Source organism: Actinomyces radicidentis, assembly GCF_001553565.1.
Classification (GTDB): domain Bacteria; phylum Actinomycetota; class Actinomycetes; order Actinomycetales; family Actinomycetaceae; genus Actinomyces; species Actinomyces radicidentis.
The window spans coordinates 2,838,477-2,851,950 of the sequence record NZ_CP014228.1 but is presented as its reverse complement, the minus strand read 5'-3'; the positions used below and the strand labels follow the sequence as shown (position 1 = coordinate 2,851,950).

General features: G+C 74.1%; 13 protein-coding genes and 1 riboswitch. Of the genes, 5 read left to right on the top strand and 8 right to left on the bottom strand.

The window, feature by feature from the left end:
* The first annotated feature begins 408 nt into the window (after window positions 1-408).
* Window positions 409-756, top strand: coding sequence for a hypothetical protein (locus tag AXF14_RS12060; RefSeq protein WP_067943551.1), 348 nt, complete (start codon window positions 409-411; stop codon window positions 754-756).
* A 14-nt stretch (window positions 757-770) separates the two neighbouring features.
* On the opposite strand, the gene AXF14_RS12055 is transcribed toward AXF14_RS12060, so the two are convergent.
* The 3 genes from AXF14_RS12055 to AXF14_RS12045 all read right to left on the bottom strand — a co-directional run bounded on the left by AXF14_RS12055 (window position 771) and on the right by AXF14_RS12045 (window position 4,341).
* Window positions 771-1,886 carry a DUF5808 domain-containing protein gene (locus AXF14_RS12055; RefSeq protein WP_067943549.1) on the bottom strand — a complete coding sequence of 372 codons (1,116 nt, stop codon included), beginning with the start codon at window positions 1,884-1,886 and terminating at the stop codon, window positions 771-773.
* On the bottom strand, window positions 1,886-2,266 hold the full coding sequence (locus tag AXF14_RS12050) for a GntR family transcriptional regulator (protein WP_084355718.1): 381 nt from the start codon (window positions 2,264-2,266) through the stop codon (window positions 1,886-1,888). Before AXF14_RS12050 ends, AXF14_RS12055 begins: the two co-directional genes overlap by 1 nt.
* A gap of 137 nt (window positions 2,267-2,403) precedes the next feature.
* Window positions 2,404-4,341, bottom strand: a complete 1,938-nt coding sequence (locus AXF14_RS12045; protein WP_067943547.1) for a helicase HerA-like domain-containing protein — start codon at window positions 4,339-4,341, stop codon at window positions 2,404-2,406.
* A 75-nt stretch (window positions 4,342-4,416) separates the two neighbouring features.
* Between AXF14_RS12045 and AXF14_RS12040 the strand changes: the two genes are divergently transcribed.
* From AXF14_RS12040 to holA, 4 genes are all read left to right on the top strand, one after another.
* Window positions 4,417-5,265, top strand: coding sequence for a DegV family protein (locus AXF14_RS12040; RefSeq protein WP_067943544.1), 849 nt, complete (start codon window positions 4,417-4,419; stop codon window positions 5,263-5,265).
* Window positions 5,266-5,453: 188 nt separating this feature from the next.
* A complete protein-coding gene (locus AXF14_RS12035; protein ID WP_236755650.1) occupies window positions 5,454-6,314 on the top strand; it encodes a ComEA family DNA-binding protein in 861 nt (286 codons plus the stop codon).
* Entirely contained in the window at window positions 6,311-7,999 is a 1,689-nt protein-coding gene (locus tag AXF14_RS12030; protein WP_067943541.1) for a ComEC/Rec2 family competence protein, read from the top strand. Before AXF14_RS12035 ends, AXF14_RS12030 begins: the two co-directional genes overlap by 4 nt.
* 103 nt (window positions 8,000-8,102) lie before the next feature.
* On the top strand, window positions 8,103-9,173 hold the full coding sequence (holA, locus tag AXF14_RS12025; protein WP_067943539.1) for a DNA polymerase III subunit delta: 1,071 nt from the start codon (window positions 8,103-8,105) through the stop codon (window positions 9,171-9,173).
* Here the strand turns inward: holA and ribH are convergent.
* From ribH to rpsT, 5 genes are all read right to left on the bottom strand, one after another.
* A complete protein-coding gene (gene ribH / locus AXF14_RS12020) occupies window positions 9,170-9,625 on the bottom strand; it encodes a 6,7-dimethyl-8-ribityllumazine synthase (protein WP_241270783.1) in 456 nt (151 codons plus the stop codon). The two genes, holA and ribH, sit on opposite strands and share 4 nt — an antisense overlap.
* 29 nt (window positions 9,626-9,654) lie before the next feature.
* Entirely contained in the window at window positions 9,655-10,986 is a 1,332-nt protein-coding gene (gene ribB / locus AXF14_RS12015; protein ID WP_236755648.1) for a 3,4-dihydroxy-2-butanone-4-phosphate synthase, read from the bottom strand.
* Entirely contained in the window at window positions 10,983-11,633 is a 651-nt protein-coding gene (locus AXF14_RS12010; protein ID WP_067943534.1) for a riboflavin synthase, read from the bottom strand. The genes ribB and AXF14_RS12010 overlap by 4 nt, the downstream gene beginning before the upstream one ends.
* 14 nt (window positions 11,634-11,647) lie before the next feature.
* Complete coding sequence (gene ribD, locus AXF14_RS12005; RefSeq protein WP_236755639.1) at window positions 11,648-12,742, bottom strand: bifunctional diaminohydroxyphosphoribosylaminopyrimidine deaminase/5-amino-6-(5-phosphoribosylamino)uracil reductase RibD; 1,095 nt, start codon at window positions 12,740-12,742, stop codon at window positions 11,648-11,650.
* 102 nt (window positions 12,743-12,844) lie between these two features.
* Window positions 12,845-12,975: riboswitch (FMN riboswitch) on the bottom strand.
* A 207-nt stretch (window positions 12,976-13,182) separates the two neighbouring features.
* Window positions 13,183-13,443 (bottom strand): 30S ribosomal protein S20, encoded by a 261-nt coding sequence (gene rpsT, locus AXF14_RS12000; protein WP_067943532.1) that lies wholly within the window; start codon window positions 13,441-13,443, stop codon window positions 13,183-13,185.
* Window positions 13,444-13,474: the final 31 nt, after the last annotated feature.

Sequence of the window (13,474 nt, the reverse complement as noted above, 5' to 3'; positions counted from 1 at the left end):
ACGACGGCGCCGGCCGCCACTCTCCTGACGGTGGCGGCCGGCGCCGTCGTCCGTGGACATGGGATCTGAAGCAGGGCGACGCGGGCACCCTCGGCGTCACTGTGTGCGGCTGCCGTCAAGCGGCCTCGCGGAGGATGCCGCGGGTGACGGACCGTCCTCCGAAACCTGCCGGGTCAGGGCACTCGCCCCTATGGTCGCGCACGTGATGGAGCTGAACGCGGTCGAGCCGACGGATCCGATCGGGCCGACGGTGCCCTGCTCGAGCCCGTGGCACTGGCTCGCTGCGCTCCTCGGCGTCGCCGTCGTCGTCGGGGCCGTGCTCGGCGTCGGATTCGGGGTGCTGAGCGGACACGCCTTCGACGCCGCAGAGTCCTTCGGACGTCGACGCCATCGGAGGACCTCGCGCTCATGGCCGAGCGATGGGACGTCCCGCTCACGACGGGCACGAGCGTCGCCCAGGCGTGGACGAGCGAGACCGGGCCCTTCGGGGACCAGGACACCGTCGACGTGCTGGACCTGGGTGCCGACGCCCCCGATGACCTCACCGACTCCGCGAGCTACACGCGCACCGTCACCGAGGCCCGCGGGGAAGCCGATCTCGACGGTATCCTCGCCTCGACGGGCGCACCGACGTCGCTCCTCGACGGGGCGGGGACCCGGTGCTGGCCGGTCATGCACGCGAGGCAGCGCGACACCCTCACCCTGTGCCGACGAGCCGACGGCGACGTCGTCGTCCTCGAGCGCGTCAGCGACTGAGCCCGCGTCCGGGCTCAGCTGATCGGCAGCAGGCCGACGACGAACATGACGGCAAGGAGCGCGAGGAGGATGACGCCGAGCACCCGCCCCACCGGGTGCCCCATGTTGATGGTGAGGCCCGCGCCGTTGCGCTTGGGCACCATGAGGGCCGGGTCCGCCGGGTTGACGTAGACGAGACCCCACGGCCAGTGCGCGTCCTCGTCGGGTGAGTCGGCGTCGCCGTCGCAGGTGCGCGGGTGACGGTGCGCAAGCCGAATGAGCGCGGACACCATGAGCACGAGGACGACACCCATGAGCACTGTGGGGACGAGAACCAGCGCCTGGCCGATCCCGCCTGACCCGAGGGTCGGAAGGATCGTGATCCCGGAGAAGACAATCGCGGTCGCGAGGCCGATGGCGCCGACACCGTGCGCGATGATCCGGGCTCGCCCCGCGGCAAGTTCCTCGGAACGATGACGGTCGCCGTCGATCGGCACTCTGCTCACGAGCCGCCTGCCGGTGGCCACCGAGCACCCGAGGCAGACGGCGAGGGTGAGCAGCCCGACGATGGTCGGTTCGAGCACCGCCCAACGGCTCAGGCGCGTCCACCCGTCGACCCTGCCGGAGGCGTCCCAATGGAACGGGTAGGGGTCCGGCAGCGCGCTGTACCGGGCTATGGTGAAGGCGCCGGCGAGCAGAAGAGCCGCGACACCGGCGACGTACCACAGGAGATGACGGTGGCCCATTGGGGTTGGTCCTGCCTCCGTCGTCACGGTGGCGACCAGGCGTACTGGGCGGCTCTCGTACCAGTCGTCCGCACGCTTGGCATCGACGATGGGCCGGCGCAGACGGGCCCACACCATCAGAAGTACGGCGATCTGACCGATGATGAGGGAGACGGGCAGGCCGGCGTGGGTCTTGAGGACCCCGGCTGTGCTCGAGGCCAGGAGGATGGCTGAGAGCACCACGGTCACCGCGAGGCACGTGAGGCGCCAGTGGTGCAGGGCCGCGAGCACGACGGGCGCCTTCACACGGTCCGCGGGCACCGACACGCCGAGCGGCACGGTGTCGCGCGACATCGCGGGCGTGAGCGCCAGGAGGAGCCCCATGAGGGCCATCGTGCCGACCATGGACAGGGCGTAACCGAGCATCAGAGCCTCCCTACAGGCGAGAGCGTGTCGAGGGCGTGTTCGACGGCGGTGCGAACCTGTTCATCGGTCATGCCGTGGGCACGAGCCTCGGCGAGCACGGTGCGCAGGTGCGCGTCCCAGACCTGCGTCGCGTCCCAGTCTCGGGGGTAGGCGATGACGGTGCCGGACTTGGGAGTCGTGACGACGAACGACTCGCTGCGAAGGAGGTCATAGGCCTTGCTCACCGTCGCCGGGTTGACGCCGAACGCCGTCGCGAGTGCGCGCACCGACTGAAGGCGGTCTCCTGGTCGAGCCTCGCCTCGGGCGATGCCCTCGACGACTCGGTCATGGATCTGCTGGTAGATCGGAATCGGTGAGAGCGGATCGATCTCGATATCCATCGCGACCTCCATTTGTATTATCTGTACTACAGATGATAGGTCAGATGGCAATGGTGTGGAGGGCCGCTCGCCCGCAGCCTGGAGCACGGTTGAAGCCCCGGTCCTGGGCGTCCGTACCAGCCGGGCCCCACGCCCGCTCAGCGCCGCAGGATGTTGCCGAGCAGCGAGCGCGTGATCTCGCGGGTGACCTGACGGCCCACCTGCCCAATCGTCTTCTCGATCTCGCGCTGACGGCGCTCCTTGGCCTTGGCCTCCGCCTTCGCCTGCGCCTCGGCTTGCTTGGCCGCCTCCCGCTCGAGGCGCTCGGCCTCGCGCTGCTTCGCCGCGGCGGCCTTCTCGGCCGCCTTCTGCGCGGTGGCCTCGGCCTTCGCCTTGTCCTTGGCCTCCGCCTCGGCAGCGGCCTTCGCGGCGGCGTCGGCCTCCGCCTGGGCCTTCGCGGCCGCCTCGGCGGCGTTCTGCTCCGTGAGGCGCTTGGCGAGGATCTCGTAAGCGGACTCGTTGTCCACCGCGACCGCGTACTTCGGGGCGATCGCCGAGCCGGACACGAGCGCCTGCACCGTCTCCGGCTTACCGGGGCCCATGACGGAGGCCGGGGCGTCGACCATGACGGGGGCGACCGGCGCGGGGCGCCCCTTCTCGTCGAGGACGGAGACGACCGCCTGCCCGGTCCCCAGCGAGGTCAGCACCTCGGACAGGTCCAGCGGCGACGTCGGGAAGGTGGACACGGCCTTCTTGAGGTTCGCGGCGTCGGCGGGGGTGTGGGCGCGCAGGGCGTGCTGGACGCGCGAGCCCAGCTGGGCGAGGACCTCGTCGGGCACGTCCGTGGGGGACTGGGTGATGAAGACGATGCCGACGCCCTTGGAGCGAATGAGCCGCACGGTGCGGGTGACGGCCTCGAGGAAGGCCTTCGTGGCGTCGGCGAAGAGCAGGTGCGCCTCGTCGAAGAAGAACACGATGGTGGGCTTCTCCGGGTCCCCCACCTCGGGGAGGATCTCGAAGAGCTCACCGAGCAGCCACATGAGGAAGGTGGAGAACAGGACCCCCTGGGACTGGATGTCCTCCAGCTCCAGCGAGGAGATGATGCCGCGGCCGTCGGGGGCGGTGCGCAGCAGGTCGTGCACGTCGAGGGCCGGCTCGCCGAAGAACCTGTCCCCGCCCTCGGACTCCAGCGTCGCGAGCTGGCGCAGGATGACGCCCGCCGTCGCCGCAGAGACGCCGCCGATGGACTTGAGCTCCTCCTTGCCGGCGTCGGTGCTCGTGAGGTGCTCGATGACGGCGCGTAGGTCCTTGAGATCGAGGAGGGCGAGGCCCTGCTGGTCCGCCCAGTGGAAGACGAGCTGGAGGGCGCTCGTCTGCGTCTCGTTGAGACCGAGGACGCGCGCCAGCAGCACCGGCCCGAAGTCGGTGATCGTCGTGCGGATCGGGGTGCCCGTCCCCTGGCCGCCCAGGGTGAGGAGCTCGAGTGGGAAGGAGGCCCCCTCCCAGGGCTGACCGGTCGACGCCGTGCGCGCGGTCAGCTTGCCCGACGACGTCCCGGCCTCGGCGAGGCCCGTGAGGTCGCCCTTGACGTCGGCGAGGAACACGGGGACGCCAGCGGCGGAGAGCCCCTCGGCGAGCAGCTGGAGCGTGCGGGTCTTGCCCGTGCCGGTGGCGCCGGCGACGAGGGCGTGGCGGTTCATGAGGCCGAGCGGGATGCCGACGCGTACGCCGGTGACGGGCGCCGGGTCGCCGTCGGCGGCCTTCCCGTCGGTGGGGTAGTCGAGGTAGGTGCCCACCGGGAGCGTCGCGCCGGAGAACGCGTAGCCGGCCTGCACCTGGGCGGCGTAGCCGGTGACGTCCGTGGACAGGCCGGACGACGACGGCGCCTGTGAGGCCGGCGTCCCGGGTGCGGGGGAGTCCGTGGTGGGCTCGGACGGGGCACTGGTGGTGCCTGCCTCGGAAGTCCTGGCGTCCCCGCTCGCGGCGAGGGCGGCGTCGAGCGCGGCCTGGGCGGCGGCGGCCTTCGCGGCTGCTGCCTCGGCGGCGGCCTGCGCCGCCTCGGCCTTGAGACGGGCGATGTCAGCGGAGTCACTCATGGCCCACATCGTAGGGGCGGAACAGGGCATCCCGACGGCGCAATCGCGCGGCGAGCCCGGCGATACGCTGGGCCCATGACCCTCGCCGTCGTCACCGACTCCGCGGCCTGCCTGCCGCCCGCGCTCGCGGCCGACCGCGGCATCGACGTCGTCACCCTCCCGGTTCTCCCCGGCGACGACGGCGCCCCCGCCACCACCTCCCGGCCGAGCGTCGAGACCCTCGCCGAGGCCTACGAGTCGGCCCTCTCACGGGCCGACCAGGTGCTCGCCCTCCACCTCACGAGCGCCCTGTCCGGCACGGTGGAGAACGCGCGCCTCGCCGCCGCGCAGGTCCTGGGGGAGGACGCCGACGGCGCCGACTCCGACGGCGATCAGCGTCTCCTCGTCCTCGACTCCGGCGTCTCCGCCGGTGCCCTCGGGCTCGCCGCGCTCGCGGCCTCCCGCGCCGACGACCTGCGCCGCGGCGCCGGGCTCGCCCGCGAGTCGGCCGCGCGCTCCCACCTCTTCTTCGTCGTCGACTCACTCACCGAGCTGCGCCGCGGTGGGCGCGTCGAGCGGACGACGGCGATCCTCGGCGGCGCGCTCGGCATCCGGCCCATCCTGCGGGCGGACGCCCGCGGCGTCGGGGTCGTCGAGACCGTCCGCGGCGCCGCCCGGGCACGGCGGGCCCTCATCGCGCAGGCCGTCCTCGCCGCCGGCGGCACCACCCTGCACGGACCGCGCGTGCCCGCCTCGCCGGTGCGCCTCGCCGTCCACTACGCCGACGACCCGCAGGACGGCCAGGGGCTCGAGGACGAGCTCGCCGACGCGCTCGCCGCGACCGGCGCCGTCATCGACTCCATCCTGCGCTCGCCCATCGACGAGGCCCTGCGCGTGCACGTCGGCCCCGGGACCCTCGGCGTCGCCGTGGCTCCGGCCGTCTGAGCGGGCCGGGCAGCCGCCTGAGGGCGGCGTGAGGGGGCGGTCCGACCCGGCGAGGCGGGACCGCGTGCCCGGTCGTTCCCGTCAGCGGGCCCGCGGCGCGGCTCCACAGGCGCGCCCCTGAGGGGCTCGTCCACCGCCGACCGCAGGCACCGCCCTCACGGCGCGTGGTTCGGCCTAGCGTCGCGGGCATGACCGGCAGAAGGGCGGCCCCGCGGGCGAGGCGGAACCTCGACGAGCTCGTGCGGCTCGCGTGCTCCACCGACCCGCTCGAGCCCGAGCGCCGACCCCGCCGTGTGGCCCTCGCACCCCGGGCCGCCATGCTGCTCGGGGCGGTGCTCATCGTCCTCGCCGTCCTCCTCGCGGTCCGCTCGGTGCTCACCTCACCGTCCGGGGCCGGCGTCGACGGCGCAGCCAGCGCCGCCGCTCCGGGATCGAGCACAGCGGCGTCACGGGAGCGCGGCACGGACTCCGCCGCGACCGGTTCGACTCAGGCACTGGGCGCACCGGCCCCAGTCGATCCCCGTTCGGGCGCGGCCTCGGCCGGCCGCGGTGCCGGAACGAGCTCCGGCAGCCAGGTGGTCGTCCACGTCGCCGGCGCCGTGCGGGAGCCCGGCGTCGTCGTCCTGGCCCCCGGAGCGCGCGTCGACGACGCCATCGACGCCGTGGGCGGACTCCTCGAGGACGCCGACCCCGACCAGCTCAACCTCGCCCGCGTGCTCACCGACGGCGAGCAGGTCCGTGTGCCTCACGTGGGGGAGGACGCCTCCGCCTGGGCGCAGGGGAGCGGCACGACCGGTGGCGCCTCCGGTACCGCCGGCACCGGCGGCAATGGTGCCGGCGGGAGCGGCCTCGTCGACGTCAACACGGCCGACGCGACCGCCCTCGAGGATCTCCCCGGCATCGGCCCCGCCCTCGCCGAGCGCATCGTGGCCTACCGCGAGGAGCACGGCCCCTTCGGGTCCGTCGACGACCTCACCGACGTGCCCGGCATCGGGGCCGCCAAGCTCGAGGCCCTGCGCGACTCGGCCACCGTCGGCGGCGGACCGTGAGCGCGCCGTCGGCGCCCTGGGACCGCCCCGGAGCCGTATCCGCGGGCGGCGCGGAGGAGCGCCGTCGTCGCAGAGCCGCCCGACGCCGGGCCCACGGCAGCCGCGAGCGCGCCCCGGAGGCCCTCGACCTGCGTCTCGCGCCGGCGGGGCTGTGCGCATGGGCCGCCGCCCTCGTCTCCGTCGCCGCACCTCGGTGGGAGCAGCCCGCCGCTGCGGCCGCGGCCTGCCTCGGAGCGGGCCTCCTCATCGCGCCACGAGTCATGCGCGAGCACCTGCCGCGGCACCGCCGCGACGACCGGCCCGGCGCCGACGCCCCCGACGCCTCGACCGTCGGCACGGTGCTCGCGGGCGTCCTCGCCTGCCTCCTGTGCGCTGCCGCCGTTCTCGCGGTGACTGCCGTCGGCGTGGCCGGGCGCGCCCGGGACCCCGTCGCCCTCGCCGCCGCCGACGGCGCACCGGTCACGCTCATCGGCACGGTGACGACGACGCCGCGGGTCATCGCCTCGACGCACTCGACGCTCGTCCTCACCGAGCTCGACGTCGCGAGCGTCGACGGCGCCGGCTCGCGCCTGTCCGTCACGGTGCTCGGCGGTGAGGACTGGCTCGACGCCGACATGGGCGCTACCGTCCGCGCCCGCGGATCCCTCGAGCCCGCCGACACCGGTGCCGGCGAGGGCGCTCTCCTGGGCGGCCGGGCGAGCGTGCGCGTCCTCGAGGAGCCCCGGGGTCTGCTCGGACTCGTGACGCTCATGCGGCAGGGCCTCGCCGACGCCGTCGGCCGCGAACCGCCCGCCCGCGCCGTCGGCGGCTGGCCCGAGGGGACCCGGGCGCTCGTCCCCGGTGTGGCCCTCGGAGACGACCACGCCCTCCCTGGCGACGTCCGCACCGACATGCGCGCCGTCTCCATGACCCACCTGACGGCCGTGTCGGGGCAGCACGTCGCGATCGTCCTCGGGCTCGTCCTCACTGGGCTCGGCGTCCTGCCACGGCGCGTGCGCGCCGTGCTCGGCGCTGGGGTGCTGGCGGGGCTGGTCGTCCTGGTGCGTCCCGGCGGCTCGGTGCTGAGAGCCGCCACGATGGGCGGCGTCATGCTCACCGGCGTGGCGGTCGGACGGCGCAGCGCCTCCGTCCCGGCCATGTGCGCGGGCGTCGTCGTGCTGCTGCTCGTCGACCCGTGGCAGGCTCGCGACTACGGCTTCGTCCTCTCCGTCGCCGCGACCGCCGGCATCCTGCTCGCCTCCCGGCCCGCCGCCGTCGCGCTCTCCAGGCACCTGCCGCGGTGGCTCGCGGTGACGCTCGCGCTGCCGCTGGTCGCCCAGGCCGCCTGCGCACCCGTTCTCATCCTGCTGCAGCCGAGCGTGAGCCTGTGGGCCGTGCCGGCGAACGTCCTCGCCGCGCCGCCCGTGCCCGTGGCCACCGTCTACGGCCTCGTGGCCGCGCTGCTCGCACCGCTGTGGCCGGGCGCGGCCGCCGTCGTCGCCTGGCCGGCGACGGCGTCATGCGCCTGGCTCGTCCTCGTCGCCCGCTTCTTCGCCCGGCTGCCCGGGGCGACGATCGCGTGGCCGGGCGGCGTCGGGGGAGCGCTGCTGCTGGCCGCCGTCGAGGCGGTCGTTGCCGCCGCGAGCTCGCGGCGGGTGCGCCACCGGGTGCTGCGCACCTGGCGGCGCCGCCGTCGGGCCGCATGAGGAGCGCCCCGGTGACCGGCCACGCCTCGAGCGGGCGGTGCCCGTGAGCCGATACCGCCGCACCGGCTCGGTTCGTGTCGGTGCCTCGTGGCAGTCTTGGGCCATGGCACCCGCACGCTCCTCCCGAGGCTCCCGGTCCGGGCGCACCGCGCCCGCCGGCCCCACCTGGGACAAGGTCGAGCTCGCGCCCGTCGTCCTCGTGCGCGCGGGGGAGGAGGTCCTCGGGGACCGCGCCGTCAGCCGCCTCATCGCGCAGGCCCGCAAGAAGGACCCCACCACCGAGGTCTCCACCCTCGAGGCCTCCACCTACGAGGCGCACCAGCTCGACGCCCTCGTGTCACCCTCCCTCTTCGGCGAGCCCAAGCTCGTCCACGTCCCCGCCCTCGAGCAGATGACGGACGCCCTGCGCACCGACCTCCTCGCCTACCTCGACCACGCCGACCCCGACGTCAACGTCGTCCTGAGGCACAACGGGGGCCAGCGCGGCAAGAAGCTCCTCGACGCGATCGCCGCCTCCCCGTACCCCGTGTGCACGATCGAGGCCGTCAAGTCCCCGAAGGACAAGGCCGCCGTCGTCACCGCGGACGCCCGGCGCGCCGGACGCTCCATCGATCCGGAGGCCGTCGGCGCCCTCGTCGACGCCCTCGGCAACGACCTGCGCGAGCTCACCAGCGCCGTCGCCCAGCTCGTCGCCGACACGGCGGACACCGGAGGCACCATCACCCTCGCCCAGGTGAACACCTACTACGCGGGTCGCTTCGAGGCGACGGGCTTCACCGTCGCCGACGCCGCCGCGGCGGGCAACGTCGCCAAGGCGATCACCGCGCTGCGCCACGCCATCGCCACGGGAACGGACCCGGTGCCGATCGTCGCGGCGCTGGCCATGAAGATCCGTCAGCTCGCCCGCGTCGCCGCCATGGGCGGCCGGCGCAACGTCTCCGCCAAGGACCTCGGCATGGCGCCGTGGCAGGTGGACCGCGCGCGCCGCGAGCTCTCCGGCTGGTCCGACGACGCCCTCGCCGTCGCCATCATGGCCGTCGCCCGGGCCGACGCCGAGGTCAAGGGCGAGTCCCGGGACCCGGTCCACGCCGTCGAACGCGCCGTGCTCACGATCTGCAACGCGCGGCGCGGGCGCCTGCCCCAGCGCGGAGGGCCGGCCGCGACGCGGCGCTAGCGCTCCTGCACCTGCCCGGCCAGGGAGCGCAGCGTCAGGACCGAGCTCACAGCGGCCTGAGCGGCCTCATAGCCCTTGTCCTCGTGCGAGCCCGGGAGACCGGCGCGATCGAGCGCCTGCTCCTCGTCGTCGCAGGTGAGCAGGCCGAACCCGACGGGCGCGCCGGCGCCGAGACCGACGCGCAGGAGCCCGTCCGTCGCCGCTCGGCACACGTAGTCGAAGTGCGGTGTCCCGCCCCGGATGACGACTCCCAGGGCGACGACGGCATCGGCCCCGGTCCTGAGCGCCGCCTGGGCGACCAGCGGCAGCTCGAAGGACCCGACGGCGCGGACGAGCCGGTGGCCCGCGCCGTACTCGTCGAGCGCGCGCCGCGCTCCGGCGATGAGACCGTTCATCACCTGGTCGTGCCAGGTCGAGGCGACGATGACGACCTCGAGGTCGTGACCGTCCACGGCTGAGACCCGAGGTGCTCCCGACCCGCTCACCGGAGCACCTCCGACCCGATCGCGGCGCGATCAGCGGCGTCACCGAGGTCCAGGTGGTGCCCCATGCGCTCGCCCTTCGCACGCAGGTAGGCGAGGTTATCCCTCGTCGCGTGCGCCGGGCGCTCGACGGTCCCGACGACGTCGATGCCGAGCGATCGCAGCGCCGTGACCTTGGACGGGTTGTTGGTGATGAGCCGCACGCGGTCGACGCCGAGCGCAAGCAGCGCCTGCGCCGCCGACCCGTACCGGCGCGCGTCGACGGGCAGCCCGAGCTCAAGGTTCGCGTCGACCGTGTCGAGCCCCTGCTCCTGGAGCGCGTAAGCCCGCAGCTTCGCGAGCAGCCCGATGCCGCGTCCCTCGTGCGAGGGAAGGTAGACGAGGACGCCGTCCCCGGCCTCCTGCAGGAGGCGGAGCGCCTCGTCGAGCTGCGCGCCGCAGTCGCAGCGCGACGAGCCGAGGACGTCGCCCGTCAGGCACCCGGAGTGGACCCGGACGAGCGGCGCGTCGGAGGCCTCGGGCCGCCCGCAGGTGAGGACGACGACCTCCTCGCCCAGGGGACCACGGAATCCGTGTGCGGTGAAGGTGCCGTACCGGGTCGGCAGCCCGGTGGTGACGACCTCCTCGACGAGCCGCTCGTGCGTCCACCGGTAGGTGACGATGTCCTCGATGGTGAGGTGGGGAAGTCCGTGCTCCGCGGCGAAGGCGAGGACCTCCTCGCCCTTGCGGAGCGCGCCGTCGTCGTCGACGAGCTCGACGAGGACGCCGACCTCGCCGGCACCTGCCATGCGCACCAGGTCCACCGCCGCCTCGGTGTGGCCGCGGCGCTCGAGGACGCCACCGGGCCGGGCCCGCAGGGGGAAGACGTGACCGGGGTGGACGAGGTCCCCGGGGACGGTGCCGTCGGCGGCGAGCAGCCGGATGGTGCGCGCACGGTCGGCGGCGCTGATTCCCGTCGTGACGCCGACCCTGGCGTCGGTCGAGACGGTGAAGGCGGTCTCGTGGGGATCCGTGTTGGTCGCGGTCATCATGGGGATGCCGAGCTCGGCGAGCCGCGGGGAGCGCATCGGGACGCAGATGATCCCCGACGAGTGCCGGACCATGAAGCCGAGCTGCTCCGTCGTGGCGGTCGCCGCGCCGAGGATGAGGTCGGCCTCGTTCTCGCGGGACGCGTCATCGCTGACGACGACCATGCCGCCCGCGGCGAGGGTCGCCAGCGCGGCCACGACCGCCCGGGTGCTCGTGGAGGAGCCCGGAGCCTCGGAGGCGCGCGCACCAGCGGGAGCGTCGGCGCCGCCCTCGGCCGTCGGAGTACTCGTCATGCTGGTCATCGTGCCGACTCCTCTCCCGCGGTGAGCAGGCGCTCGACGTACTTCGCGACGACGTCCACCTCAAGGTTGACGCGCTCGCCGGCCTCCTTGGAACCGAGCGTCGTGCGGGCCAGGGTCTCCGGGATGAGGGAGACCGTGAGGCTGCCGCCCCCGGCGGGCACCGCGGTCGAGCCCGCGCCCGGGCGTGCGTCCTCGACGTCGACGACGGTGAGGGAGACCCCGTCCACGGCGACCGACCCCTTGACGGCGACGTAGCGCAGCAGGTCCTGCGGCACGGAGACGCGCAGGAGGTCCCAGCGCGGCTCGTGACGGCGCTCGAGGATCGTGCCCGTGCCGTCGACGTGCCCCTGGACGATGTGGCCGTCGAGGCGACCGGTCACCTGCACCGCCCGCTCGAGGTTGACCGGGTCCCCTGGCCGGAGGTCGCCCAGACTGGTGCGCCGCAGCGTCTCGGCCATGAGGTCGGCGGTGAGCCGGTCCTGCTCGATGCTGGTCGCCGTGAGGCAGCACCCGTTGACGGCCAACGACGCCCCCTCGCTCATGGCGGCGGAGACGGTTCGCGTCCCGGTCACGGTGAGTCGGGCGGAGTCGCCGTCGACGGCGAGCGCGCTGACCTCCCCGAGCTCCTCGATGATTCCTGTGAACATCCTTGACCTCCTGGTCACTTGTCTCTGGTCGGTGCCGACGTCTCGACGACGTCGGTGGTCAGTGGAGCGCCCAGCGCGGGCAGACGGCCGCGCAGCCGGACGGTGAGCTCGGCGCCCTCGCCCAGGACGACGGCCTCGGGCTCGCAGAGCCGCAGGGCCTCGTCGATCGAGCTGAGGCCCAGGCTGTGGACGGCATTCGGCCCGTCGCCCAGCAGGACGGGGGCCACGTAGGCGACCACCTCGTCGACGAGGCCCGCGCGGACCATCGACGCCGCGAGGGTGGGGCCGCCCTCGAGCAGGACGTGCCGCACGCCCCGCTCCCACAGCTCGGCCAGCCCCGTGGCCGGACCGTCCCGGAGGATGACCAACGGGGCGGCGTCATCACGGAGCCGCGCGTCGTGAGGGAGCTCGCGCGTGCCGACGACCACACGGAGCGGCTGAGCGGCCCGCGGAGCGGGGACTCCGCGCTCGTCGCGCACCGTGAGCGAGGGGTCGTCAGCCAGCGCCGTACCCGTGCCGATCATGATGGCGTCGCACTGTGCGCGGAGGTGCTGCGCGTCACGGCGTGCGGTGGCGGAGGTGATCCACTGGCTCGTGCCGTCGGCGGCGGCGAGCCGGCCGTCCAGGGAGGCAGCGAGCTTCCAGGTGACGAGTGGGCGGCCGTGGGCGAGGCCGTGGAGCCATCCGCGGTTGAGGTCGCGCGCCTCGTCGGCGAGAAGACCGACGGCGACGTCGACGCCGGCCGCGCGGAGGACCTCGGCGCCGCCTGCGGCGACCGGGTTGGGGTCGGCGAGCGCGTAGACGACGCGTGCGACGCCGGCGTCGATGAGGGCGCGGGCGCAGGGGCCGGTTCGGCCGGTGTGGGCGCAGGGCTCGAGGGTGACGACCGCCGTCGCGCCCCGGGCTCGGCCCCGGAGCCGCGCGAGGGCGTCGGTCTCAGCGTGGGGCGTCCCGGATCCTCGGTGGTGCCCCCGGGCGAGCTCGCGGCCCTGAGGGTCGAGGATGACGCAGCCGACGCGGGGGTTGGGACCCTGGGGGACGCCCGGAGCACGCGCTGCCTCGAGGGCGCGCCGCATCGCGCGCTCCTCCTCGCCCGTGAACCGGTCCACGTCGTCTCCCCTCAGGCAGGTGCCCTGGGGAGGTCACGGCGCCACCCCTGGGACGCCACGGCGTGAAGCCGCGAGCCGACCGCCAGGAGACGTCGGAGGACCTTGCGTGCGCTTCCCATCCGGACTTTGACCGTCGGTCCAGGAGTTCCACCTGGTCAACCGGGCGCCATGCGGCGCTCGGGTCGCGGACTATCACCGCCGGTTCGGAGTTTCACCGACCCCAGAGCACGCGAGCTCTCGCTCGTGGCTCGGACTATACGCGCTCCTGGGGTGGCGCGAGCGGTCCCGGCCCCACCTCGTTGATCGGGGGGGCTGGCGGGCCGTGTCGGCACGGGTGAGCGGTCCGGGGCGGGGCTGTACGACGAAGGGCGCCTCCCGATCGGGAGGCGCCCTTCAGCGTCGTGGTGGAGCGGGCTGGGCCCGGCTCCGGTGCGCGGCTCTCAGATGGAGGCGACGCGCTTGGCCAGCTTCGACTTGCGGTTCGCGGCCTGGTTCTTGTGGATGACGCCCTTGGAGACGGCCTTGTCCAGCTTGCGGGAGGCCTTCTTGAGGGCCTCCTCGGCGGCGGCCTTGTCGCCGGCCTCGACGGCCTCGCGCGTGCGGCGCACGTAGGTCTTGAGCTCGGACTTGACGGACTTGTTGCGCAGGCGGGCCTTCTCGTTGGTCTTGATGCGCTTGATCTGGGACTTGATGTTCGCCACTGTGAAAGTTGCCTTCTCGATCGTGATTGGT